The 24,596-nt window shown below is 37.1% G+C and carries 25 protein-coding genes; 15 read left to right on the top strand and 10 right to left on the bottom strand.

What is annotated here, in order from left to right; genetic code table 11:
• Positions 1–5: 5 nt before the first annotated feature.
• The 9 genes from G4Z05_RS00455 to G4Z05_RS16455 all read left to right on the top strand — a co-directional run bounded on the left by G4Z05_RS00455 (position 6) and on the right by G4Z05_RS16455 (position 10,622).
• Entirely contained in the window at positions 6–629 is a 624-nt protein-coding gene (locus G4Z05_RS00455) for a major tail protein (protein WP_163249896.1), read from the top strand.
• Between the two features lie 5 nt (positions 630–634).
• Positions 635–1,024, top strand: a complete 390-nt coding sequence (locus G4Z05_RS00450) for a hypothetical protein (protein ID WP_163249894.1) — start codon at positions 635–637, stop codon at positions 1,022–1,024.
• A gap of 240 nt (positions 1,025–1,264) precedes the next feature.
• A complete protein-coding gene (locus tag G4Z05_RS00445) occupies positions 1,265–3,901 on the top strand; it encodes a phage tail tape measure protein (RefSeq protein WP_240465277.1) in 2,637 nt (878 codons plus the stop codon).
• Between the two features lie 6 nt (positions 3,902–3,907).
• The gene (locus tag G4Z05_RS00440; protein ID WP_163249892.1) at positions 3,908–5,344 is read left to right on the top strand and encodes a distal tail protein Dit; all 1,437 of its coding nucleotides are present in this window, start codon (positions 3,908–3,910) and stop codon (positions 5,342–5,344) included.
• Positions 5,335–8,553 (top strand): phage tail spike protein, encoded by a 3,219-nt coding sequence (locus G4Z05_RS00435; protein ID WP_163249889.1) that lies wholly within the window; start codon positions 5,335–5,337, stop codon positions 8,551–8,553. Before G4Z05_RS00440 ends, G4Z05_RS00435 begins: the two co-directional genes overlap by 10 nt.
• 18 nt (positions 8,554–8,571) lie before the next feature.
• Positions 8,572–9,126: a DUF4376 domain-containing protein gene (locus G4Z05_RS00430; RefSeq protein ID WP_163249888.1), complete on the top strand. Its 555-nt coding sequence runs from the start codon at positions 8,572–8,574 to the stop codon at positions 9,124–9,126.
• A gap of 13 nt (positions 9,127–9,139) precedes the next feature.
• Entirely contained in the window at positions 9,140–9,433 is a 294-nt protein-coding gene (locus G4Z05_RS00425) for a hypothetical protein (RefSeq protein ID WP_163249886.1), read from the top strand.
• A complete protein-coding gene (locus G4Z05_RS00420) occupies positions 9,430–9,669 on the top strand; it encodes a phage holin (protein ID WP_163249884.1) in 240 nt (79 codons plus the stop codon). Before G4Z05_RS00425 ends, G4Z05_RS00420 begins: the two co-directional genes overlap by 4 nt.
• Before the next feature lie 50 nt (positions 9,670–9,719).
• Positions 9,720–10,622: an N-acetylmuramoyl-L-alanine amidase gene (locus G4Z05_RS16455; RefSeq protein WP_163249882.1), complete on the top strand. Its 903-nt coding sequence runs from the start codon at positions 9,720–9,722 to the stop codon at positions 10,620–10,622.
• A gap of 38 nt (positions 10,623–10,660) precedes the next feature.
• On the opposite strand, the gene G4Z05_RS00410 is transcribed toward G4Z05_RS16455, so the two are convergent.
• The 4 genes from G4Z05_RS00410 to G4Z05_RS00395 all read right to left on the bottom strand — a co-directional run bounded on the left by G4Z05_RS00410 (position 10,661) and on the right by G4Z05_RS00395 (position 12,706).
• On the bottom strand, positions 10,661–11,344 hold the full coding sequence (locus G4Z05_RS00410; protein WP_163249880.1) for a hypothetical protein: 684 nt from the start codon (positions 11,342–11,344) through the stop codon (positions 10,661–10,663).
• The gene (locus G4Z05_RS00405) at positions 11,337–11,510 is read right to left on the bottom strand and encodes a hypothetical protein (RefSeq protein WP_163249878.1); all 174 of its coding nucleotides are present in this window, start codon (positions 11,508–11,510) and stop codon (positions 11,337–11,339) included. Before G4Z05_RS00405 ends, G4Z05_RS00410 begins: the two co-directional genes overlap by 8 nt.
• A 13-nt stretch (positions 11,511–11,523) precedes the next feature.
• Positions 11,524–12,123 (bottom strand): hypothetical protein, encoded by a 600-nt coding sequence (locus tag G4Z05_RS00400; RefSeq protein ID WP_163249876.1) that lies wholly within the window; start codon positions 12,121–12,123, stop codon positions 11,524–11,526.
• A gap of 406 nt (positions 12,124–12,529) precedes the next feature.
• Entirely contained in the window at positions 12,530–12,706 is a 177-nt protein-coding gene (locus tag G4Z05_RS00395) for a hypothetical protein (protein ID WP_163249874.1), read from the bottom strand.
• A 514-nt stretch (positions 12,707–13,220) separates the two neighbouring features.
• Between G4Z05_RS00395 and rfbC the strand changes: the two genes are divergently transcribed.
• The 6 genes from rfbC (at position 13,221) to G4Z05_RS00365 (ending at position 18,732) form a co-directional block, all read left to right on the top strand.
• Positions 13,221–13,781, top strand: coding sequence for a dTDP-4-dehydrorhamnose 3,5-epimerase (gene rfbC / locus G4Z05_RS00390; RefSeq protein ID WP_163249872.1), 561 nt, complete (start codon positions 13,221–13,223; stop codon positions 13,779–13,781).
• 2 nt (positions 13,782–13,783) lie between these two features.
• Entirely contained in the window at positions 13,784–14,632 is an 849-nt protein-coding gene (rfbD, locus tag G4Z05_RS00385; protein WP_163249870.1) for a dTDP-4-dehydrorhamnose reductase, read from the top strand.
• A gap of 4 nt (positions 14,633–14,636) precedes the next feature.
• Positions 14,637–15,617: a dTDP-glucose 4,6-dehydratase gene (rfbB, locus tag G4Z05_RS00380; protein WP_163249868.1), complete on the top strand. Its 981-nt coding sequence runs from the start codon at positions 14,637–14,639 to the stop codon at positions 15,615–15,617.
• Between the two features lie 123 nt (positions 15,618–15,740).
• Positions 15,741–16,472 carry a sugar phosphate nucleotidyltransferase gene (locus G4Z05_RS00375; RefSeq protein ID WP_163249866.1) on the top strand — a complete coding sequence of 244 codons (732 nt, stop codon included), beginning with the start codon at positions 15,741–15,743 and terminating at the stop codon, positions 16,470–16,472.
• A 35-nt stretch (positions 16,473–16,507) separates the two neighbouring features.
• Positions 16,508–17,284 (top strand): glycosyltransferase family 2 protein, encoded by a 777-nt coding sequence (locus G4Z05_RS00370; protein WP_163249864.1) that lies wholly within the window; start codon positions 16,508–16,510, stop codon positions 17,282–17,284.
• Positions 17,284–18,732: a CDP-glycerol glycerophosphotransferase family protein gene (locus G4Z05_RS00365; RefSeq protein WP_163249862.1), complete on the top strand. Its 1,449-nt coding sequence runs from the start codon at positions 17,284–17,286 to the stop codon at positions 18,730–18,732. The genes G4Z05_RS00370 and G4Z05_RS00365 overlap by 1 nt, the downstream gene beginning before the upstream one ends.
• 201 nt (positions 18,733–18,933) lie before the next feature.
• Here the strand turns inward: G4Z05_RS00365 and pseI are convergent, their stop codons facing one another.
• Genes pseI through pseB form a run of 6 tightly spaced genes read right to left on the bottom strand, consistent with a single transcriptional unit; the run spans position 18,934 to position 24,570 of the window.
• Positions 18,934–19,989 carry a pseudaminic acid synthase gene (gene pseI / locus G4Z05_RS00360; protein ID WP_163249860.1) on the bottom strand — a complete coding sequence of 352 codons (1,056 nt, stop codon included), beginning with the start codon at positions 19,987–19,989 and terminating at the stop codon, positions 18,934–18,936.
• Between the two features lie 4 nt (positions 19,990–19,993).
• Positions 19,994–20,536 carry a UDP-4-amino-4,6-dideoxy-N-acetyl-beta-L-altrosamine N-acetyltransferase gene (gene pseH, locus G4Z05_RS00355; RefSeq protein ID WP_163249858.1) on the bottom strand — a complete coding sequence of 181 codons (543 nt, stop codon included), beginning with the start codon at positions 20,534–20,536 and terminating at the stop codon, positions 19,994–19,996.
• Positions 20,537–20,546: 10 nt separating this feature from the next.
• Positions 20,547–21,626: a UDP-2,4-diacetamido-2,4,6-trideoxy-beta-L-altropyranose hydrolase gene (pseG, locus tag G4Z05_RS00350; protein WP_163249856.1), complete on the bottom strand. Its 1,080-nt coding sequence runs from the start codon at positions 21,624–21,626 to the stop codon at positions 20,547–20,549.
• Positions 21,623–22,369: a cytidylyltransferase domain-containing protein gene (locus tag G4Z05_RS00345; protein WP_163249854.1), complete on the bottom strand. Its 747-nt coding sequence runs from the start codon at positions 22,367–22,369 to the stop codon at positions 21,623–21,625. The genes pseG and G4Z05_RS00345 overlap by 4 nt, the downstream gene beginning before the upstream one ends.
• Before the next feature lie 41 nt (positions 22,370–22,410).
• On the bottom strand, positions 22,411–23,583 hold the full coding sequence (pseC, locus tag G4Z05_RS00340; protein ID WP_163249852.1) for a UDP-4-amino-4,6-dideoxy-N-acetyl-beta-L-altrosamine transaminase: 1,173 nt from the start codon (positions 23,581–23,583) through the stop codon (positions 22,411–22,413).
• 18 nt (positions 23,584–23,601) lie between these two features.
• A complete protein-coding gene (gene pseB, locus G4Z05_RS00335; RefSeq protein WP_163249849.1) occupies positions 23,602–24,570 on the bottom strand; it encodes a UDP-N-acetylglucosamine 4,6-dehydratase (inverting) in 969 nt (322 codons plus the stop codon).
• Positions 24,571–24,596 lie beyond the last annotated feature (26 nt).

The raw sequence follows: 24,596 nt of genomic DNA, 5'->3' as shown, positions 1-24,596 counted from the left end.
TGTAGATGGCGAAAGAAAAAAAGGATATTCAATATTCTGTCGGAATTGAAGATTTATATATTTGTATGATGGAAGGAGAAGAAACTACAGAAGCAATTCCAACATATTCTACTACGGTATATACTCAATCAAATATTAGTGATTTGACTATTTCTGCAACTACTACAAATTTTGTTAAGTGGGCAAGTAATAAAAAGATTATTAATATCACTAAAAACACAGCATTTGGCCTTGCCTTCAATTTGGCAGGCTTGAATCGTGAAGTTAGGGATAAAATCTTTGGTAAAACACGTACAAAAGGGATTTCATTTGAAACTGCAAAAGCAATTGAATATCCCAAATTTGCAGTCGGTGTAATATTCCCGTTGTCTGATGGGACTAAATTAGCTCGTTGGTACCCACGTTGCTCTGTTGCTCCAGTTGAAGAAAGCTGGAAAACACAAAATGAAGAAATGACTGTTGATGATATTGCCTACACTATTACAGCTGATCCTTTACTTTTTAATGATGTAACGATGGTTGAATTTGATAGTGGTGCAGCAGATGCGGCAGGAGTCACTGTAGAACAATTTATGGAACAAGTTGTATGTGATAATTCACAAATTGATACTTTGTTTCCAGGAGCGTGATTTAGTTGGCTAAGCTAAGCGACTTAGTAAACGTGAATATCAATCGGGATACGATCAAGATACAAGATGTTGATATCCCGGTTATTTTTACAATGAAATCATTCCCTTTTGTAGAAGAAGCGTATGGAAAGCCATATCACATTTTTGAAAAAGACTTAAATCGTATGTTACAAAAAGGTACAGTTAAGCTGGGAAAAAACGAAACACGTTTGATGTCTGCATTAATTTATGCAATGGTTCGTTCTGGAGGTACTGAATGTACACCAAAAGAACTTGAAGGATCTATTCCTATTAGTGATTTGTCTGGTGTGTTCCAAACAGTGCTAAACATATTTAACAATCAAATGTTTCAAAAAGAAGATATGGACAAAATGAAAACTGAAAAAAAAAATTAATCAATAACTCAAAGTCTCAATCAGATGGTTCTACACCGTTGGATTGGGACTTTTATTTTTATGTTGGTAACACCTTATTAGGTTGGGACATGGAGACATTTTGGAATGTCACACCAAATCACTTACTCAAACAATTCATTATGCACCTTAAATATACAAACCCAGACGCACTTAAAGAAGAAAAGAAAGTTTATTACCTAGACCAAACACCTTTTTATAGTCGAAAGTGAGGTGGGATAAGTGGCAGATAAAGAAAAAAATGTAGTCTTGAATTTCAAAATGGATGGACAAGTCCAATATGCAAAAACGCTGCGTGAAATAAATGCAATCATGAATACTGCAGCTAAAGAATATAAGAACCATATTGCTGCAATGGGTGACGACGCAAAAGTAACTGATAAACTTCGTGCTGAGAAAAAGAAACTTGAAGTTCAAATGGAAGCAGCTCGGAAACGAACTGAAATGTTACGGGCTCAATATGAGGAAATGTCCAAAAGCACAAAGACAACAACTGGACAACTTACTCAAATGTATAACAGATTATTAGATTCAGAGCGCGCTGAAATGTCATTACAAAGGTCATTGGATCGTGTAAATGAAGGTTTATCCGAAGAAGCACAGGAGGCCAGAAAAGCACAGGAGGAACTTGAACAATTAAAAAGTGAAAGCTCACTATTAGAAACTGAACAGAAAAAACTTACATCATCTTTTAAATTGCAGGCGGCTCAACTAGGAGAAAATGCAACTGAAGCAGATAGAGTTGAATTAGCTCAAAAACAACTATCTCAACAAATGGCTTTAACCGAACGTGTCGTCAGCAATTTGGAGAATCAGCTTGACAGAGCTAAAAAAGTATATGGTGAAAATAGTCGTGAAGTTATGCAGCTTGAAACAAAACTCAATCAAGCAAAGACCGAAATTGCACAGTTTGGTAGCAAATTAGAAAGCTTGAAATCAAGCGGTAATAAAGCAGAACAGGGACTGGATGGTGTAAATAAAAAATTAAGTGCTGATCTCTTTATGGAGGTTGCAGACGCTATCCAAGGTGTAACTGATAAATTGCTTGAATTAGGTAAAACTGCAATGGATATGGGGTTATCTTTTGGTGACTCACAAACTTATTTGCAAGCTAATTTAGGAATAACAGCCAAAGAAGCGGAAAAGTTGAATGATGTAGTGGATGAAGTGTTTAAAAATGGTGTCGTTGGCTCAATGGATGAAGCCAGTGAAGCGGTAATGCTAGTAAAACAGCAATTCGGGGACTTAAATAATGCTGACTTAGAAAAACTAACTAATCAAATTACGACCATTTCTAAGAGAACAGGAACTGATGTTAAAGATAATGTTCTTGCTGCAAAAAGATTGATGAAAGAATTCGGTTTAACAGGTCAAGAATCGCTAGATTTCATTGCTGCTGGATTTATGAATGGGTTGGATATTACTGATGACTTTTTAGACACGCTAAATGAGTATAGTCCACATTTTGAAGCAGCAGGATATTCAGCTGATCAAATGTTTCAAATCATTAAAAATGGGTTGGAAAATGGTTCGATGAACGCTGATAAGGCAGCGGATGCCGTTAAGGAGTTGCAAATAAAATTAGGCGATGGTTCATTTGAGAAAATTATGGATTCATTCTCTGCTGACACTCAAAAAGTATTTGAGGATTGGGAAAAAGGAAAAGCAACCGTTGCTGATGTAGCTGAAAGTATATCTCAGGATTTAAATAAGATGACACCTACCGAACAACAAAAAGCTTTATCATTATTATCCACTCAATTTGAAGACTTGGGTATAGATGGGGCTGCTGCTTTATTTAGTGTTGGAAATGCTTTTACTGATGTTACTGGTAAAGCAGAAGAAATGTCACAAAAAAGCCCGGGTGAAAAATGGCAATCATCCTTACGCGAACTGCAAACATCATTAGCTCCAATAGGTCAAAATTTAGTCGATACTTTAACTCCGGTTGTTGATATCTTATCTACAATGGCTGATTGGTTTGGTAAATTACCTGAACCCGTTCAAACATTTGTAATTGTGTTTGGCGGACTTATAGCAGTGGCTGCAATAGCTATCCCAGTTATTTTTGGATTGGCAGCAGCTGTAACAGCTTTGCAAGTACCTTTGTTACCAATTATCGGAATTATTTTAGCCGTTGCGGCTGCAATTGCTGCAATAATTGTTGTCGTACAAAATTGGGGGAAAATTACCGAATGGATAAGTGAAAAGTGGAAGCAATTTACTTCCTGGCTTTCCGAAAATGTTTCAAAAGCAAAAGAAACCTTTGTTAATAAGTTTAATGAAATGAAACAAGGTGCGGTAAATAAATTCAATGAATTAAAAGAAGGTGCAGTAGAAAAGTTTAATAATTTGCGAGATAAGGCAGCGGAAATTATTAGACAAACGAAAGAGAAAATTATTTCACCTATTCGGGAAGCAAAAGTAACTATTGGTGAAATTGTAGATGAAATAAAGGGATTCTTTTCTGGATTGAAATTAAAAATTCCTAAAATAGAGCTTCCTAAATTACCTAAGTTTAAAATTTCTGGTGAGTTTAGCCTTAAACCACCTAGTGTTCCTAAAATTAGTGTTGATTGGCGTGCAAAAGGGGCGATTTTTACTCAACCAACCATTTTCGGTATGTATGGAGGTAGATTACAAGGAGCTGGTGAAGCAGGACCAGAGGCAGCATTACCACTTAACGAAGAGACATTAGGAGCAATTGGAAGAGGGATTGCCAGAACAATGAATACCAATAGACAGCCACTACACATCCAACTTGTGACATCAGATCAACGAACTTTGGCAGAATGGTTAGTCGATCCTATAACAGAAATGCAAGAATTTAAAAACAATAGAGAAAATCTTTTTAAATGAAGGTAGGTGAGGCAAGTGATTTATTCCTTTTCTTTTAATGGTAAAAGGAAAGACTATCTCTATTGCGATGATGAGAGAAAAGGAAAACGTCAAATTTACAATATTAAAAGGAATTTATTATACATTCCAGGAAAGGTTGGAGCTTTCCTAACAAGTACAAATACCGATATAAAAATAATTGAGCAGCCTGTTTTTATAAAGGCAAGCAATAAAGAGGAATTACAAAAACTCAAAGATGATTTAGCCACATGGCTTATAACAGCCAAACCAGAGGAATTAATTTTTGATGACGAGCCCGATAGAATTTATTATGCCGTTGTAGATGGTCAATTGGAGATAGAGGATTTTGATGGCGGAGGAGAAGGTCTTATCACATTTATATGCCCTGATCCATACAAGTATGGACCAGAACAAACTGCTTCATTTTCGGATGCTGGTACAGTGAATGTTATTGGTAGTGTTGAGACATACCCGGTGATAAAAGTAGAAGTCAAGCAAGATACCACCTATTTGGCTGTTAGTGATGGAGAAAATATTAATCTGATAGGCACCCCTACCGAAGTGACTCAACAACCTTACGAGCCAGAAACTAGGATATTTTGGCATCAATGTAATACCACTGTTGGATGGACAGGAACGTCCACTATCGAAGGTGGCACAAATAAAGGTACGCTAAAATCAAACGGTTATGCTTTTTACACCGATGACTATGGAACTGATACGGGTTGGCATGGTCCGGCACTTAAGGCAAGTTTAGGATCAACTTTACAAGACTTTAAAATTGATGTGCTTATTACTCAAAAAGGAAAGTCTGGACAAACCGGTAGCATTGAGATTGATGCTCTTGATGTTAACAATCGAATTGTTTGTAAATTTCTAATGACTAAACGATCTGCTGGATCTCAAGCTAACTGGGCTCGATTGCGAGCCGGTAATGATGCTAAAGGACATGACATTATCAACGAGCGTGGAGATTATGAATGGGTTTGGGCGAATTTTGATGGGATTTTACGGATCACAAGAAAAGGCAATGTATGGACTGCTTATGTTGCTCAAATTGATAATAAAGGGCAGCATCACTCTAGGAGATTAAAAGAATGGCATGATACCAACAATCTCTATACAGCTCCAATAGGTCAAATACAAGTGCAATTATGGCAGTACGGATCGGTGCCAACAACTGACCAAAGAATTCAAGATATCAAGGTCTTTAAGTTGAATAATGGCACAGAAAACCAAGTCCCATACGTGGCGAGAGTTGGTGACATTGTTGAGTTTGACCATGTCAACGATATTATTAGACGTAACGGGGAGGACATCACAAAGGAGAAAGCATTTATTGGGGATTATTTTCCGTTAAAACCCGGAGCCAATGCCGTTGTGGTAGAGCCTGCAGATGCAGTCTTAACTACAGAAGTGAGGTGGCGTGATAGATGGCGCTAGTGCACATTCTTGATAAGCAGACTGATGACATCATTGGTACACTCAACACGATAAAGGGAGAATTAACAGACCCTGTACGCGTCTCATCTCTTGAAAATCAAAATACGTTTGATTTTATTGCATATAAAAAGTTTAACTTGCTTGAAAAACGAAATAGATTGCTTGTTGAGGATGCGGATGGATATTTCCATGAATACATCATCAACTATGCGGAGCAATACAAACGCAATGAAAAAATCGTAAAATCGGATGCTAGTTTCGTCGATTTGAAAAAAGCAAAAGTAATTGAGCCACAAACGATAGAAGGTGCCCCTCCACAAATTGCTGGTCAGCTAGCAGTAGACGGCACTGAATGGGAACTAGGGGATGTTGATTACCCTGGATTTATTCGCACTATAAAAATTGAAAAGCACACAGATCCATATAGCCTGCTTAAATTAATCGCCTCTGAATTTGACCTTGAATTGCGTTTTAGAATCGTTGTCAAAGGGAATAAAGTTGTTGCCCGATACGTGGACATGAAAAAACAGATTGCCGGCTTTGAAGGCAAGGAAATCCTGTTTGGTAAAGACCTTATCGGTATAAAGCGAAAAGAGGACAGCAGCAGGATAGTGACCGCATTGTTGGGTATTGGACCGGAACGAGAAGATGGTACACGTTTAACCGTATTAGTAGAAGATAAAGAGGCACTCCAACGCTGGGGGAGAAATGGTCAGCACTTAATTGAGGTCTACGAACCTGAATCTACCGATCAAAACATGACTCTCCAACGATTAACACAATTGACTGAAAACGAGTTAAAAAAGCGTATTGACGCTATTGTCAGCTACGAATGTGAAGCGGCTGCTATCGAGCATATTTATGGCCGAGAACATGAGAAAATCAGGCTTGGCCAAACGGTGCGGATTAAAGATGACGGCTACACTCCTCCTCTTTATCTTGAAGCTCGCATACAGGAAATTACGGAGGACGTCTCATTAAGGAGAGTCCTAAATTTTAAGATTGGCAACTTTATTGAATACAAAAAAGAAGATTTAGAAAAACAGATTGCTAGTCTTAAAAAAATCATGAACGATAAGGTATCCAAACTAGTACTCTCTACGATAGTTTCCAGCGCTGGAAGCGTCTTTAAAAATGGTGTAGGTACAACTACATTACGCGCAGTAACTTTTTTAGCGGGTCAAGAGACTGACTTGGACGGTACTAGATTCATGTACAGATGGATTAAAAAGGATAAGGATGGTATTCAGACAAGCTTTACGCGCACAGGCAAATCCATTACAGTCACTGGCGATGATGTAGACGTAAAAGCCACGTTTATCGTTGAAGTTGTGTCGGATGATAAGGTCATATCCGTATCGCAGTATACAATTGCTGATGTAAATGACGGAGCCCAAGGTCCAGCAGGAAAAGACGGTCAAACTCTTTACACTTGGGTCAAATACGCTGATGATATACAAGGAAACGGCATGTCGGATTATCCTGATGGTAAGAAATACATCGGGCTAGCTTACAACAAAACGACACCTACTGAAAGTAACAATCCTGCTGATTATACCTGGGCTTTAATTCAAGGTCCTCAAGGTGTGAAAGGTGCTGACGGTGTAACTTACTACACTTGGATTAAGTACGCTGATGACGATAAAGGAACCGGTATGTCGGATTCACCTACTGGCAAGAAGTATATGGGTATAGCCTATAACAAATCGACTCCTAATGAATCCACGAACCCTACTGATTATAGTTGGTCATTGATACGAGGCGAAGACGGTAAGGACGGTAAAGATGGTAAAGGCGTATCTTCAATTCAAGAACAGTATTATCTGTCTACCTCTGCAACTACTCAAAGTGGAGGAAGTTGGTCAACAACAGCACCAACATGGCAGGACGGTAAGTATATTTGGACTAGAAGTGTTATTACTTATACAGACGGTACAAGTATAACCACTACACCTATATGTGTAACTGGTGGAAAAGGAAGTACTGGTAACGGTATAAGTTCGGTAGACGTATGGTATTATCTTTCAACTTCACCAACATCACTAACAGGTGGTAGTTGGTCAACAACTGCACCAGCATGGCAGAACGGAAAGTACATGTGGTCTAAGACAGTAACTAAGTACACAAACGGTACGACTATTGAAAGTTCTCCTGCTTGTATTACAGGTGCTAAGGGAGATAAGGGTGATAAAGGAGATAAAGGGGATCAAGGACCGCAAGGACCACAAGGACCACAAGGAAAAGACGGTGTAGCACACATGGGAACTACTGCCCCAAGCAATCCTGCTGTCAATAGTACGTGGTTCCAAACTGACTCATCCGGTAAAGTAATAGCTATCAAGAAATGGACCGGAAGTACATGGGCAACTGCTCTAATGACTGCTGATGTACTAAATGTAAGTAAGTTAAGTTCACTATCAGCAGATTTAGGTAACGTAACAGCAGGGTCAATCGATGGTGTAACTATGAACCTAGGTAACGGAAAATTCGTAGTTGATTCAAACGGTAACGTAACGTTTAAAGGTACTCTAAGTGGTGCTACAGGCACATTCTCAGGTACATTAAACGGTTCTACTATTAAGGGAAGTAAATTCGTCATTGACCCGTACAATGATGGATATGGTACAAACTCCTTAACCTTAGACAGTACAGGGCTTTTAAGTGTATTGGACTATAACTTTGAAGGTATAACAGCACAAGACAGGGTTAAGGTTGGACAAGGTGCTATTGACTTCTCCACTAAACACAATGGTAAGGAGGCTGGTGGGCTTGTTATAACAGGTAACACACTAGAGTTCCGAGGAAACAGTAAGTACTCAGCCATGTGGTTTGATGGTGGTTCGGGTGCAATCTCCTTTGACAAGCCTATTAACCTATTAACACAACCGATATATTTCTATAGTTCTATGACGAGTGGATGGTCTGTTTACGGTGGTTCTCCAATTTATCAGTACCCTTGTATATATCAAACAGCAGACGGCATGGTTTACCTTACTGGTGCTATTAAAGGAGGAAGTAACGGACAACTTTGGACTGTTCCTGCTGGTCTTAGACCGTTAAATAAAATTGCCTTTAGCATAAACTGTGGAAACGGTTATCAAGTGGGATATATAACACTTGAAACTACTGGAAGATTACTTATCTATGTTCCTTCGGGTGCTAACGGATGGGTATCCTTAGACGGTTGTAGCTGGTTAGCTTCAAAATAATATGAGAGGTGAGATTAGATGATTCAAGTTTGGGAAGTAGATTCAGATGGAAACATAGTTGAACATTATTTGATGACACAGAAACAGATTGATGTGGCACGAAAAGAAGGAAAAATTCTCATAGAATTCCCTTGGGGAGAGGGTTTCTACTCCCCTAAATTTGACTTAGAAAATAATAAATGGATAGAGAGTGACTTGGAAAGTGTCTTAAATCAGCTAAAACAAGAGAAATTCGCTGAGTTAAGTCAAGCATGTAGGGAAGATATTTTAGGATACTTTAAAGCCACTGTAAACGGAATAGAGTACGAATTTAGCTTTGACGCTGAGGCACAAGACAATTTCACAGAAACTTTGGTTTTATTCACGTCTAATATAATTGCTGAACAGGAATGGACAGCTTGGAAAGACGGACAACCTGTTAGAATCATGCTGGACAAAGACTCATTTATGAGGGTAATTCAAAAGGCTTATGGCCATAAAAACAGTAAGATTGCTAAATTAAGAAATGAATTACAGCCAATACTAGAATCTTGTACCACCATTGAGGAAATAAAATCTATAACTTGGAACTAAGGAGCGATTACATTTGACGATTGAGTTAGGAATTCTTGTATCGGTATTAGGATTGATTGTTGCCTATCAAGGTTATCAACTTAACAAGCAAAAAACAAATACAGATGAGACAAAGCAAGAGGCGTCAGAAAGTGCTGAAATAAAGGCACAATTAGGTTATATCATTAAGGGAGTTGATGACATTCGGATCGACCTGAAGGCCAATGAAAAGCAAATTGGAATGCTTGGCGAACGTGTGACAAGGGTAGAAGAGTCCGCAAAGCAGGCTCATAAGCGCATTGATAAATTGGAAAAGGGAGATGAATGAGGTTGAAAATTAACTGGAAAGTACGATTACAAAGCTATCCGTTTTGGGTGGCTTTTTTTGCGTTAGTTGGGCTCATTGTAACTGACTTAGGCTTAATGGACCTAGGACATTATGAAAAGTATGTAGACGCTATTTTACTTGTGTTGATTGCTGGTGGTATCGTTAATGACCCGACAACTGCAGGTGTAAGTGATAGTAGCCAAGCACTTAAATATCAAAAACCAAAACAAGATTAAGAGTAGCGTATTGCTGCTCTTTTTAATTTAATAAAAGGAGAGAATAAATAATGATTAAGGTTATGATTGATCCAGGGCACGGCGGACACGATCCAGGAGCCTGCGCCTTTGGGCTGCAAGAGAAAGATTTAACTCTTACTATCGCCAAAAAAATTGGGACTCTATTAGGCGAATATGAAGGTGTGGAAGTGTCCTACACCCGGACTGATGATAGATATCTAACCTTAGCAGAACGGGCGAATAAAGCGAATCAATGGAAAGCAGATTATTTCATGTCTATCCACATCAACGCTGGTGGAGGAACGGGTTGGGAGTCATTTATCCATACGAATGCCAGCTCCAAATCCGTTGTCTATCAAAATGTTGTACATGCTGAGATTATGCAAACAATCGGTAATGTTAAGGATAGAGGTAAGAAGAGAGCAAATTATGCAGTATTACGACAAACCAACATGCCTTCTATTTTAACCGAAAATCTATTTATCGATAATTCAACAGATGTTGCCAAACTGAAGGATGGAGCATTCCTGGATAAAATCGCAGAAGGACATGTAAACGGAATTGTGAAAGCCTTCGGATTAAAGAAAAAAATTGGTGCATCAACCAACACAAAATCCTACTGGCAACTATCTAATGGCAAATGGTTTTACTACGATAAAGGTGTAATGGCTAAAAATAGATGGGTGTTACACACGGATAAAAAATGGTATTTTTTGCAGTCTGACGGAAGTATGGCAACGAGTAAATGGATCAGTTGGAAAGGTAAATGGTATTATGTCCTGGCTGATGGTGCGATGGCAACGGGGTGGATCTATCTAAATGATAAATGGTACTTCCTTGACCGGAAAAACGGGGATATGAAAACAGGGTATATCACGGATGGCGGAGAGAGGTTTTTCCTCCAAGATAGCGGTGCATTGCTGATCACAGACGATAGTGGAGCCATCCAATAACAATAAAAAGCCCCTTCTCTTTTGAGAAGGGGCTTTTTTTAACTCGCATTTTCATCTTCTATTTCTTCTTCTGATTGCTGTAAAATTAATTGTTTACTTAAATCCACATAAGGGGATGGTGCTTGTCCAGGTATATAATTTCGTACGATTTCTTTGCTTGCTCCATATACATTAATATTTGGAAATCTTAAAAACCCAGCATCATGGGTAAGTATGTTATTTATACCTGATAGATTAGCAATAGCAAGGTGCTTGGCGTCTTTAATGCTGAGACCATAGTTTAAATAAATATGCTTTGTTAAGGCGTTAGTTGCTTGTTCGTCTACTTCAGTTTTACCACCGAATTGTTCCAAGGTAGTTATAATTGAATCTACTTTAGTTAGTACGTTTTGTGCAATTGAAATTGATTCTTTTTCAGTGGCTGTGTTTTCAGCTACTTTCCAAATGTTCTTTCCACGAATTTTTTTTGCTTTTGCTAATTTGAAATATTCATCCACATGAATTACTTGGGTTATTTCATCAATAGTATGTTGTGACCAGGTAATAAACCCATTTCGATTATTAACTAGTTCATTAATATAATCTTCAGTAACTTGTCCGTATTGTCTATTAAAGAAAATTTCTAAAACGGAGTTAGCATCAGTGTAAACAAAATCGGGAAAAGTGTTTTTATTATTCCAATTTTTCTTATCAATGTCGAATGAAACGGAGGTCCTAGTCAAACTTTACACCTCCATTTTCAACTGATTTATACCATTCTATAGTTTCAGGTTCAAACGTTATTCCTAGCTCTTTAAAGGAAATCGTTTTTACTTTTTGATTTCGTCTTGCTTGTATCCGTTTTTTAAATTGTTCCTTCAATAATTGCTTTTTTTCTAAAGGATTCATCATAGTTTCTCCTTTATATAGAGAATAAATTTTTGGAAACCTCTCTAGCTTTTTGAATACTAAAATTATACATTTCTTTGAATTTCTCTTTTGCATCGGAAATCAAAATTTCCCCTCTTGAATCCAATGCAACTTGATAAAATACTTTATTTGCATCTTTTATAAACGGTTCGACGCGAATATCACCATGGAAATTTGGATGGGTAGTAATAATTAATCTTAAACCTACACCATCAACATTCTGAGAATCATTAAAATCTTTTATTATTTCTTTTGATTTTTCAAGGGAATTTACTTTAATTGATTCAATGGCCTCTAATCGTTGAATAATAATTGCTTTATTCGATAATCCAAGTGCTTCGTTTGTATGTACCAAGGTAGATGTAATCTCCTCAAAATTTATTTCATTTTCGTTCCCTTGAAAAGCAAAGACAATTTGATCTGGAGAAATGATTAGTGCAGTTGCGCCTTTTCTAAAAATGATTGTATTATCAGCGGGTTGAATTATTTCAGGAAAATTATCACTAAACATATTTTTTAAGATACCTATTCTTGACTCGGACAAACTTCCAATTGGTTTAATTAAAGTGAAATTAAAATTAATAAAATACATAAAATATCCTCCCTTAAAAAATATACTATACAAAAATTTTAATATGTATTCGGAAAGTAGTCGAAAAATTCGAAAAATATAACGACAATTTAAAATTACGTAATTAAGTGTACTATATTTGTTCGCTAATCAAAAGAAATATCCTTTATAAAATACGAAATTCTAAATTTGTATACACTTATTTTATTATTGAAGGTGCTAAAATGGTAAATCCATTAACAATAAAAAGCCCCTTCTCTCTTTTGAGAGGGGGCTTTTTAACGTGCTAAAGCTAATTTTGATTTATTAACTTCGAAACTAAAACGGTTTTTAATTAAAGTGTTAATTTGTCTCGCTTTGCAGCACTTTGCCTCCCGTTGTAAGATAATGAATTTCAATGACTACATTCATTTTTATCGCCTCATGTTTAATCCAATAATATCTTCGCTTGTTTATATTGCCCATTAAATAAGTCGCGTTTTTCTTTGTCCATATTTGTTGAGTACGATTCAACAATACGGCCTACAGCGTAAAGTAGAACTACATCTTTTTCTTCTTTTTTTGTAGCTTCGCCATTATTTCGTGAAATTCTTCCAGGATACAAAGACGAAGCACCAATATTATATTTCTTTACACAAACAGAAAATCGTAGGAAGAAATTAGAAGAATGGCTTAAGGGGATAAGGCATAAAGTCTTGATCTTTGACGAGATAAAATAAGCTAAAATTTTTCGATTTTACACTAAGTGAAAAAAAGGGAGTTCATTCAAATGTTGAAGAACATCCCTCATGAAGTGCTTTTATTTGATGAATTATGAGATATAAATGTCCGACTTTTGTCCGAGCAATTGTTTTGAGATATTATAAATTATTTTTAATATAAAGCTAAAATTGCGCTAGAATCCATGTTTGAACTATTGGATTTGTAGTATTATCTTCACTTATATTGTGGGTTCGATTCCTGCCGAGGGCGTAAAAAAGACCTTATGTTTGTTGAGAAGACCAACAGACATAAGGTCTTTTTTTGTTTCAAATTGGAGAAGTATATAGCACAAGCACCCAAGGTGAGTGTTATCAAAACACAGATTAGCTGCATACATTAAAAGGAGGTGTTGTTCATTGAATATAAAGGAAACTCACTTGCCGGGTGTATTGCTTATTGAGCCAATGGTATTTAGCGATCAGCGTGGATGGTTTATGGAATCCTATAATCAAAAGGTGTTGGAACAGGCAGGAATCAACATTCATTTTGTTCAAGATAATCGTTCCTATTCAAAAATGAAAGGTACACTTCGGGGATTGCATTATCAATTGGAGCCTAAAGCCCAAGCAAAGTTAGTTACATGTTTAAGTGGCGCCATTTTTGATGTGGCAGTAGATATTAGAAAGAACAGTCCTACGTACGCCCAATGGGTTGGTGTCACTTTAAGCTCAGAAAATAAACGACAACTGTTCATTCCAAAAGGATTTGCCCACGGGTTTTTAACATTAACGGATGATGTCGAAGTTCAATACAAGGTGGACGAATTCTATGCGCCAGCACATGATCGGAGCATTCGTTGGAATGATGAAACAATTGGGATTCAGTGGCCACTACGGATGACTCCCATTTTGTCTAAGAAAGATGAATGTGCTCCTCTTTTATCAACAGCAGAAATTAATTTCTTCTATGGTGATTGATGATGAAAATTCTAGTTACAGGTTATACCGGACAACTTGGATCTGACGTGTTTATGGAAGGCATTCATCGTGGGTATGAAATGATAGGAATTAGTTCAAAAGAGGTAAATCTTGTGAATGAACAGTTGGTTTATGACTATATAAAAGCAGAAAATCCCGATGCCATTATTCATTGTGCGGCCTATACGGCTGTTGATCAAGCTGAAAAAGAAAAGGAACGTTGTTGGGAAATTAATGTAAATGGGACAAGATACTTAGTCAATGCAGCAAAGGAAATAAATGCAAAATTTATGTATATAAGCACAGATTATGTCTTTGAGGGAAGTGGACACATACCATATAAAGAGACAGATATAACCAATCCGGTTAATTATTACGGACGTTCTAAGTTAGAAGGGGAAAAGATTGTTCAATCCCACTTAACAGATTGGTTTATTGTTCGAATATCTTGGGTTTTCGGAAGAAATGGACGCAACTTTGTAAAAAGCATTTTAAAGTTAGCCGAAAAGACGGATGAACTCAATATTGTCGGAGACCAGATTGGTTCCCCCACTTATTCCCTTGAGTTATCTCGCTTATTGTTAGATATGATTGGAACAGATAAATATGGAATTTATCACGCTACCAATGAAGGGTATTGCAGTTGGGCTGAATTCGCTACAGAAATTATTCGATTAACAGGAAAAAATGTAAAAGTGAATGCGATTAAAACAGAAGAATATCCAACCCTAGCCGTTCGACCTAAAAATTCACGCTTGTCCAAGCAAAAACTTGTGGAAGCAGGCTTTCGTCCACTATCCCATTGGAAAGAGGCTGTAAAACATTACTTAGATTCTATGGAAAAGAGGTGATGGAATGGAAACCATAAAGATTTTGGTTACTGGTGGCGCCGGTTTTATTGGAGGCAATTTTGTTCAATATATGGTTAATAAATATCCCCATTACCATATTTATAATTTAGATGCATTAACCTATGCTGGGGATCTTTTAAAACACCGTGATATTGAAAAAAAAGAAAACTATCACTTTATTCAAGCAAATATCATAGATCGAAAAAGGATTTTTTCTATTTTTGAAGAGTTCAAGTTTGACTATGTTGTTCATTTTGCTGCAGAAAGCCATGTAGACCGTTCTATTCAAGATCCAGAAATTTTTGTCCGAACCAATGTCTTGGGTACACAAGTGCTATTGGATGCAGTGAAACAATATGGTGTGACAAAATTTATTCATGTTTCCACAGATGAGGTCTATGGTGAGCTGGACCTTGATCCCCATACTTTTTTTACAGAAGAAAGCCCTCTTCAACCAAATAGTCCCTACAGTGCAAGTAAAGCAGCATCCGATTTATTAGTTCGGTCCTATTATGAAACCTATCAAATTCCAATAAATATTACTCGCTGTTCTAATAATTATGGCCCCTTCCATTATCCTGAAAAATTAATCCCTTTAACGATTTTACGTGTATTAAACAATAGAAAAGTCCCGATTTATGGGGATGGAAAAAATATTCGTGACTGGCTCCATGTGATGGACCATTGTCAAGCTCTCGACATGATCCTTCATCAAGGGAAAATTGGAGAAGTGTATAATATTGGCGGTCATAATGAACGAACCAATATAGAAGTGGTGAAAACCATTATTAAGCGGTTAGGAAAATCTGAGAATTTAATTGAATTTGTACCAGACCGTTTAGGACATGACAAGCGATATGCCATCAACCCTTCAAAGTTAGAAAAACTTGGCTGGAAACCCTTTTATACCTTTGAAACTGGAATTGCACAAACCATCCAATGGTATGTAGATAACAAGTGGTGGTGGGAGAGATTTGACCTATAGAATACCCAATTTCATGAGTAAAAGGACCACTTTCTACAAGAAGGACTGAAAGTTGTACCATTTCAGTCCTTCTTTTCATAACATGAAATGTAATAAAAAATGTACTGAAAGGATGGTTAAAGGATGAAGGGTGTTATTCTAGCTGGTGGAAAAGGAACACGCTTAGATCCGTTGACTAGGGTAATTAATAAACATCTGCTGCCAATTGGCCCTTATCCAATGATCTATTGGCCGATTAGGCGATTAAAACAGGCAGGGATTTCTCAAATTTTGATTATTACGAACCGTGAAGATATAGAGTCGTTCAAAAAAGTGTTGGGTTCTGGTGAGCAATGGGGAGTTAACTTGTTTTACCAAATTCAAAATCAAAAAGGGGGAGGAATCGCCGATGCTTTAGCATGTGCGAAGGATTTTGTCGATGATAAATTTGTTGTACTCTTGGGTGATAATTTATTTGATGAAAACTTACGTCCAATGATTGAAGAGTTTTACAAAGAAGACTATAAAGCGAAAATTTTATTAAAAGAGGTGAGAGATCCAGAAAGATATGGAGTCGTGTCATTTGATAAAAACACACATTCCATTCACTCGATTGTTGAAAAACCAAAAAATCCACCTAGCAAGTATTGTGTAACTGGTATTTATCTTTATGATGTCGATGTATTTAATGTGATTCAGGAGTTGGAGCCATCACCACGTGGAGAGAAAGAAATAACTGATTTAAATAATTACTATATTAAGAGAAATGAATTATCGTATGATGTGTTAAAAGAATGGTGGCTTGACGCTGGAACACACGAAAGTCTATATAAAGCGAATCAACATTATTATGAAGAAATACATGATACGAGGTAAATGGAAAAACTTGAGACAAAGTAGAGGTGAAAAAAGTGCCGAAAATATCTGTCATATTAACAAGCTACAATAAGCACGAATATGTGGCCCAATCGATAAAAGCCATCTTAAGACAGACTTTTACTGATTTTGAATTATTTATAATGGATGATAATTCAAATGAAGAAACATTAAAAATGATAGAGCCGTTTCTTAAAGATAAACGGGTAAAATTTTTCAAGAGTAATATCCAAAGCATGCAGGAAAGAGTAGAAAAAACGAGATATGCGGTTCTGATTAATCAAGCTTTGGAAATGGCACAAGGAGAATATATTGCCTATGCAACAGATGACAATTTTTTTCATAAGGAAAAGTTTAAAAAACTTACGGAGTTTTTGGACAAGAATCCTAAAGCAATGGTTGTATACACTGCTTCTAAAACAAGTTATTTAAATGATGAGGGAAAAATCATCCGATCTATTATTCGACCGGCAAACGATGTTACTTGGCTTGCTCCTTGCATGATTGATCATTGTTCCATCATGCATCGTCGTTCGATACTCCCTATCATTAAGAAAAAGTTTGGCTCCTATTGGGATGAAAATCCAGAATTTTACCGATTAGGAGACGCAAGATTTTTTTGGAGAATTAATCATTTTTGGCCTTTTTATCCTGTTAATGAAATCTTGGATTTTAATTATATTACACCTAAATCTATACATGCTCAATTATTTCAAGACGAACCAGGAGAATTTGCTAAATTACTTCCGCCGCAAAGAACATGTCAGGAACTAAGAGATATATTAAGAAAGATAAAGCGGGTGAATAAATAATGAGTATCTATCTCAAACATTATTGGACACTATACAAAGAATTTATAGACATATTTCAACATCTAACCTATCACAATATCCCGATTGCTTTATTAACCAATTTCTATCAACAAATTGATGATAAACTCAAACGTCAAATGGAAAATGAACAATTTCAGTCGGAATTAACCATCCCTCTTTTGGAGCAAAATCAGATTCAGCCCTATTTTGATCATTGGATGGATAAAATAAAGAAAAACGATGACATTAAAAAGGAGCATGCAGGAAAAATTTTAGTCCATTACAATTATTCTAGAATTAGTGAATGGACTTATCGTACCCTATTTGATCCTGCAAAAACCATTATAGTAGCTCGGTCGAGACAATCCCATTTATTTGGAATCCCTTGTGAAAGTATGGATAATTACCAAAAAGATCTTAGTGAAATTTCAGATGAACTTGTGAAAAATGCGCGTCAGCTTTTTCAGAAATATTCAGATCATCCCGCCTATGGAAATGAATTCTTTCAATCTACTTTCTTAAACCGAATCCCCCAAATTGTAACCGCGATTCATTCATCCTTTCAACTATTAAAAAAGCATTCCATTTCCTTTATTATTTTAGGAACGACCGAAGATGTCATTAGCAGAGCACTTGCTATTGTAGGGGCTGCGAAAGGGATTCAGAGTATCTGTTTGCAGCATGGAATATTAATGGGGGAAGAAGCCTTTATGCCAGTTTTTACGACAAAAGTTGGTGTATATGGTGAATATGAAAAACATTGGTACATCCAAAGAGGGGTCAAAGAAGACTGCATTGCTCCCATAGGTCACCCGAAATATGATGATATTTTTCGTTATACTTCTAAAAACAAAGCTGATTTTCTGAGAATGTTAGGATTAGACCCTAGAAAAAACGAGTTTATTAAAAAATTCGGATTAAATCCGAAAAAAATAACTCTACTTGTTATTACTAGTACTAGTATTGATAATAAGAGATTTAAAAAGCTTATTGAAAATCTAGCAACGGATCCTAAATTTCAAATTATTATAAAGCCCCATCCGTGGGAGATAGGGAAAAATAAACTCGAAACTTATTTGGAACTTGAAAAGAGATTTCCGACTGTTAAAACCTATACAGCGAAAGGGAACATTCTGTTTGAAATGTTGTCACACGTAGACGGAGTAGTATCCACCATGTCTACAGTCGTCACTGAAAGCCTACTTTTTCAAAAACCCGTATTTATTTACAATTTTATGATCAGTAATCGGACATATGATTATTATGATCAGTTAGGCGAGTTTGTGCAAACAGATCCTGATCAACTTTATCAGCTCATACGAGAATATTATCAATCAAAGAAAAAAAGGGATATGTATCGTCAAATCAGGCGCCAATATATATCAACCACATATAATGATGGAACTTCAGGAAAGAAATTAATGGATCTCATTAATAGACTCACTTGAAATTCTCCTAAATAAAAAAAGTAAGATTTCATCCTATACCAAGATGTAATCTTACTTTTTTATATGATAAGAAATATCTACTTTTTCTAGTGGCGAGACGCTTTCTCTCTTCGTCCTACGATAAGTCAACATGCCTCTAGGGCTCTTCGTATTTCCTCTATTTCAGTTGGAGAGTCTCTAGGTCATACGCCGCGTCTACGCTTATCTTTCTAGCATTTCCCAGTTTAATGGAGTTCCGGCTTGGATATCTTTTATGACTTTTTTTCCTAATACTTCTTCGTAATATTTTGGGGCCAATCCGTTGCCTGGTCTGATGACTTTAATATTTTCAGGTGTTAAAATATCTCCGCTTTTTACATTTTTCGTAATGTAGATGGAACGTCTGAAGATGGTGGATTTCTGTTCGGTTTTTGTTGGCCCATATGAAACTTTACCAAGTGATAGCCAAGCCCGTTCAGATTCTTCCACTAAAGCTTTCATTTCTAACGGCTCCATGGAAAAGGCGGAGTCCACTCCTCCATCTGCTCTTCTTAACGTAAAATGTTTTTCAATGACCGTGGCACCGAGTGCTACACTGGCGACAGCCACTCCAATCCCCATTGTATGATCAGACAATCCCACTTGACATTGAAATAAGTCTCGCATATGAGGAATAGTCATGATATTCGTGTTTTCCGGTGAGGCGGGATAGGTGCTGGTACACTTTAGCAGGACTAAATCTTTGCATCCGGCGCTCCTTGCTGCATGGACCGCATCGGTTAACTCTTCTACTGTTGCCATTCCTGTGGAGATGATTAAAGGTTTTCCTGTTGCTGCGGCTTTTTTAATAAGTGGTATGTGGTTATTTTCAAAGGAGGCTATTTTATACATTGGGACATCTAACGTTTCTAAGAAGTCTACAGCGGTTTCGTCAAATGGAGTACTAAAGGGGATCATCCCCCATTTACGAGCACGTTCAAAAATGGGTTCGTGCCACTCCCATGGAGTATATGCTTCTTGGTAGAGTTTGTAGAGACTTTTTCCCTTCCATAAACTTTCTTGGTCTTCAATTTTGAATTCACCGTGGTCTATATCGAGTGTCATGGTATCTGCTTTATAGGTTTGAATTTTTAAGGCATGTGCCCCCGATTTTGCCGCTTCATCCACAATTTCGAGAGCACGATCCAATGATTGATTATGATTCCCTGACATTTCTGCAATAATAAAAGGAGGATGACCTGGCCCTATCGATCTACTTCCAAGCTTTATCTCTTTCATACAATCAATCACTCCTTTGTATATATGGGATGTTTAATTGTTTTTTATGGTTCACCCAATCTTCTTCAAATAAAGCAAAACGAATCACATCGATGAACTCTCCATCCCTGATAATTTCTTTGTTAAAGTAACCTTCTTGACTAAATCCTAGTTTTTGATGTAATTTAATACTTTTTTTGTTAAATGCTAATACTTCTCCAATTACTTTTCTAAGTTTTAAATAATCAAAGGCATAGTCTAAGGCCAAAGAGCACATGATGGATCCCGTTCCTTTAGGGGCTGTTTCTTCTCCTACATAAAAACCCCAAAAACAAGTTTGATGTTGTGGGTTGATCTTGAAGGAGACAAGGCCCAATGGGGTGTTTTGATTCATAAAGATTCGATAAACACTGGATTGATGTTGTAACACATTCTCAAACCACTTCACGTGCTGTTCATAAGATATAGGAGTAGAATGGAACATATGAAGGCGAATCTCTTCTTTATTTCTCCATTTATAGAGAATGTCTTTATCCTCTTTCTTTAACTCTCTTAAAAAGTAGTTCATACATGTCACCTTAACTCATTAATTCATTTAACATTGTTGTTTGATGAAGGAGGGTATCTTTGAACATGAGATTTGCCCGTTTGGACATGTCTATTCGATCCTGTTCATTTTCAATCAATTTTTTTAATTGGCTTGTGATCCTATCTGTATTAACTTCTTCTCTTTTTCCCAAGTATTTGATGACTTTTAATTTGGCAAGATTCTCGCAAATTTTTTCTTGATTTTCAGCAATACTGATAACAATGGAAGGAAGTCCGAGAAATAAACGTTCCCATGTAGTTGTCCCTCCTGCTCCAATGGAAAGATCCGCTTGATGCATCATTTCTGCTATGTTTCTTACTTCACAATGAAAATGGAGATTTTTATGCAACTTACAAAGGGAAGCAATTTCATGCTTATAGAGATGGGACTGTCCGATAACCACATCTACTTCAATATCTGGGCGGTTTAAGTCTAAGAAAGCGGCAATGGCCTTGCTCGTTTCATTGGTTTGATCAATCCCACCAAAGAATAAAAATATTCTTTTTACATGGCCGCATCGGATCCACTTTTCAGGTAAAAGGTTGAAAAATTCGTTTCTTAACAGTGCGTAGTTAGGGCCAAGGAAAAGTTTGCAATGGGAAGGAACAAGGCCATGATAACGATCTTGTTCGAATCCTAGATCATTTTGATCTAATAAAAAATCACAATCATGCCGGCGATCCGCTAAATCATCAATGACCATAATTTTCTTTGCTATAGACCGAAAACAGCTTTCCCAATCCGCATGAATTCCATAGTGATCGACAATTAATAGGTCGATCTTTTCATTTTTTACCAACTCTTTTGTTTGCTTGGCATCGGTTAACAAAGAAACTCCCAGCCACTCTTTATGGGAGGAGAAATGGATTGTTTTTTTGGGAGGGGCGGGCAGTTTAAGTACTTGATATCCCATCGATTCAATCAAACTACATAAATGTCCAGGATGCTCACGGCAAATAAACCGAACATTTGCCCCTTTACCCCTCAGTCTTTCTGCTAAAGTTAAACACCGCATCACATGACCCGTACCGATGGCGATCGATGCATCTACTCTAATAAAGACATTCATTGGTTATCCTCGATTAATTTTTGTTGAATATGGCGATTTTCAGTTATCCAATCTGGGTGTTGTTGCAATAGATGAATGATATCTTCTAAATGAAAACATTCCATCTTCTGGTGATGAAAGGTTTCAATAATTTTCTTTATCAGAGAAAAATCTTCTTCGGTATCGACGGTCAAGCGGATGGAACTATAGTTCGTGTCATTTGTCACATTTCCCAATTGGAATTTTTCAGGATGAAGATAAATATATGGGGTGACATGTTCCCGATAGGCTGGTTGATCTGCCTGATGATAGGCTTGCTCTAAAGCTTTCATGGAAAAAACCTCAGTGTCTAATCCACGCGGATAGGTTCGGTCTAATGTATTGGATACATAATCATATTTCGTTGGGTCGGATAAAAAAAATGAAATTATTTTATCAATGATATGGGGATCAATTAAAGGATTGTCTGCGGTAAGACGGATGACTAAATCAGCTTTGTAGTAATGAGCTGCCTCGTAATATCTGGATAACACATCTTCTTCCGACCCGCGAAAATAATTCACATTCAACCTATTGCACAAATCAATAATAGGTTGCTCTGTTGTTTTTATCGACGTTGCAATCACTATTTCATGGATCAGCTTAGATTTTCTAACCCGTTCAATTAGGTATTCAAGCAGTGGTTTGCCGCAAACTTCTTTCATTACTTTTCCGGGAAGTCTAGTGGACCCCATTCTCGCTTGGATGATAGCAACTATTTTCAAAGGATCACTTCCTTCATCATATTCCAGAGAAATAAGATGGATTAAATCGAATACATGGAAATTACTTTTTTAACTGATTGAATAACATATTCTATGTCTTCTTGGCTCATTTTTGGGAATAAAGGAAGGGTAATCATTTCTTCATAAAGTTTTTCGGCATTGGTGCATAATCCTTTTGGATAGCCAAGCTGTTGATAATAAGGGAGGAGATAGACAGGGATATAATGAACATTGACTCCAATGTTCATAGAGAGCAATTGTTCAAAGATCTCCTTCCGATTGACCGTCAATAGCTCCTGATTGAAACGAAGAATGTAAAGGTGCCAGCTAGATTGTCCGTCTGGATGTTGGTAAGGAATAGTGATTTGAGGAAGGTTTGAAAATGCGGCATTATATTGATCGGCATATTTTCTGCGGATTTCTACAAATCGGTCAATCTTTTTCAGTTGGCTTGTTCCTAGTGCTGCTTGGATATCCGTTAATCGGTAATTATAGCCAAGGAATTGCATCTCATAATACCATGGTCCATGTACTTCCTTCATTTTATTCCGGTCTCTGGTAATTCCGTGACTACGGAACTCCAATAGTTTTTCATAATATTCCTTATTATTCGTTGTGATAATGCCACCTTCTCCTGTTGTAATATGTTTAACAGGATGGAAGCTAAACATGGTCATATCACTGATGGAACCGATTTTTCTATTCTTATATTCGGCACCAAGGGCATGAGCAGCGTCTTCGATTACAACAAGTCCATACTTCTTAGCAATTGAAGTAATCTCATCTAATGCAGCAGGTTGGCCGGTAAAATGAACAGGTATGATGGCTTTGGTCTTACTGGTAATATGTTTTTCAATCTCTTTCGGATCGATATTGTAAGTTTTACGATCGATGTCGACAAAGACAGGCTTTCCGCCTTGATATAAAATACAGTTAGCGCTAGCAGCAAAGGTGATTGGGGTGGTAATCACCTCATCACCTTTTGTAATGCCAGCAGCGAAGCAGGCGCCATGCAGTGCCGCTGTCCCATTGGAAAAGCTCACAGCATATTTGGCGCCCACATATTGAGCTATTTCTTTTTCAAACTCCCTAACAGCTGGCCCAGTGGTTAAATAATCGCTTTTTAATACTTTGATGACTGCCTCGATATCATCGTCATCAATCCATTGGCGGCCGTAAGGAAGTAAATTGGCTCTTTTTGTGTTCTTTTCCATTTAAAGCCCTTCTCTCTGTTAGTCTTTGATCAGGTTTTTTAAGTCCTCGACCGACAACCATTGGTCATTAGTATTGCTGACATAGCTGAAACCTTCAGGCAATGGTTTTCCGCCTTTCGCATATTCCACTTTCCACCAAGGGAATTCCGGTTGAATGACGTAATACGTGTCAAATGATAGGGTACGGCGAGCGTCGTCTTCGGTAATCATTGTTTCATGTAATTTTTCGCCTGGACGGATTCCGATGATTTCTATTTCACACTCTGGTGCGATTGCTTTCGCAAGATCGACCACTCTCATACTTGGAATTTTGGGTACAAAGATTTCTCCGCCCTTCATTCGACCCAAATTATCTATGACAAACTGAACTCCTTGATCTAAGGTAATCCAAAATCTTGTCATTCTTTTATCGGTAATAGGGATTTTACCTGTTTGCTTCATCTTTTTGAAAAAGGGAACCACACTACCTCGGCTTCCAACTACATTTCCATAACGGACTACAGCAAATCTAGTTTTTTTGTTTCCAACATATGAATTTGCGGCAATAAATAGTTTATCTGAAGCTAGTTTCGTAGCACCATATAGATTGATTGGATTTGCCGCTTTATCTGTGCTTAGGGCGATTACTCTTTCCGCACCTCGGTCGAGGGCTGCTTCTATAATGTTTTGTGCGCCGTGAATATTGGTTTTTATAGCTTCAAAAGGATTGTATTCACATATGCCAACCTGTTTTAAGGCAGCGGCATGGACAACGATATCAACCCCTTCAAAGGCTCTATATAACCGATCTTTGTCCCGAACGTCACCAATAAAGAATCGAATTCTTGGATCTTTATATTCCTGGGCCATTTCAAATTGTTTTAACTCGTCACGGCTAAAGATAATTACTTTTTTGACATCAGTTTCTAAAATTTTGCTGACAAATTTTTTTCCAAATGAACCAGTTCCACCTGTAATTAAGATGGTTTTATCTTTTAGTTCATACAATTTTCTCCCTCTTTCTTTATTACATG

The organism is Neobacillus thermocopriae, from assembly GCF_010975035.1.
Classification (GTDB): Bacteria; Bacillota; Bacilli; order Bacillales; family Cytobacillaceae; genus Neobacillus; species Neobacillus thermocopriae.
Note: the sequence above shows the minus strand (reverse complement) of the source record. Positions and strands in the feature narration are given on the sequence as shown.

Coding starts and splice junctions, on each gene's coding strand:
- G4Z05_RS00455 (WP_163249896.1), top strand. CDS start 6: ATGGCGAAAGAAAAAAAGGATATTCAATATTCTGTCGGAATTGAAGAT.
- G4Z05_RS00435 (WP_163249889.1), top strand. CDS start 5,335: ATGGCGCTAGTGCACATTCTTGATAAGCAGACTGATGACATCATTGGT.
- G4Z05_RS00430 (WP_163249888.1), top strand. CDS start 8,572: ATGATTCAAGTTTGGGAAGTAGATTCAGATGGAAACATAGTTGAACAT.
- G4Z05_RS00420 (WP_163249884.1), top strand. CDS start 9,430: ATGAGGTTGAAAATTAACTGGAAAGTACGATTACAAAGCTATCCGTTT.
- G4Z05_RS16455 (WP_163249882.1), top strand. CDS start 9,720: ATGATTAAGGTTATGATTGATCCAGGGCACGGCGGACACGATCCAGGA.
- G4Z05_RS00405 (WP_163249878.1), bottom strand. CDS start 11,510: ATGAATCCTTTAGAAAAAAAGCAATTATTGAAGGAACAATTTAAAAAA.
- G4Z05_RS00400 (WP_163249876.1), bottom strand. CDS start 12,123: ATGTATTTTATTAATTTTAATTTCACTTTAATTAAACCAATTGGAAGT.
- rfbD (WP_163249870.1), top strand. CDS start 13,784: ATGAAAATTCTAGTTACAGGTTATACCGGACAACTTGGATCTGACGTG.
- rfbB (WP_163249868.1), top strand. CDS start 14,637: ATGGAAACCATAAAGATTTTGGTTACTGGTGGCGCCGGTTTTATTGGA.
- G4Z05_RS00375 (WP_163249866.1), top strand. CDS start 15,741: ATGAAGGGTGTTATTCTAGCTGGTGGAAAAGGAACACGCTTAGATCCG.
- G4Z05_RS00365 (WP_163249862.1), top strand. CDS start 17,284: ATGAGTATCTATCTCAAACATTATTGGACACTATACAAAGAATTTATA.
- pseI (WP_163249860.1), bottom strand. CDS start 19,989: ATGAAAGAGATAAAGCTTGGAAGTAGATCGATAGGGCCAGGTCATCCT.
- pseH (WP_163249858.1), bottom strand. CDS start 20,536: ATGAACTACTTTTTAAGAGAGTTAAAGAAAGAGGATAAAGACATTCTC.
- pseG (WP_163249856.1), bottom strand. CDS start 21,626: ATGAATGTCTTTATTAGAGTAGATGCATCGATCGCCATCGGTACGGGT.
- pseC (WP_163249852.1), bottom strand. CDS start 23,583: ATGGAAAAGAACACAAAAAGAGCCAATTTACTTCCTTACGGCCGCCAA.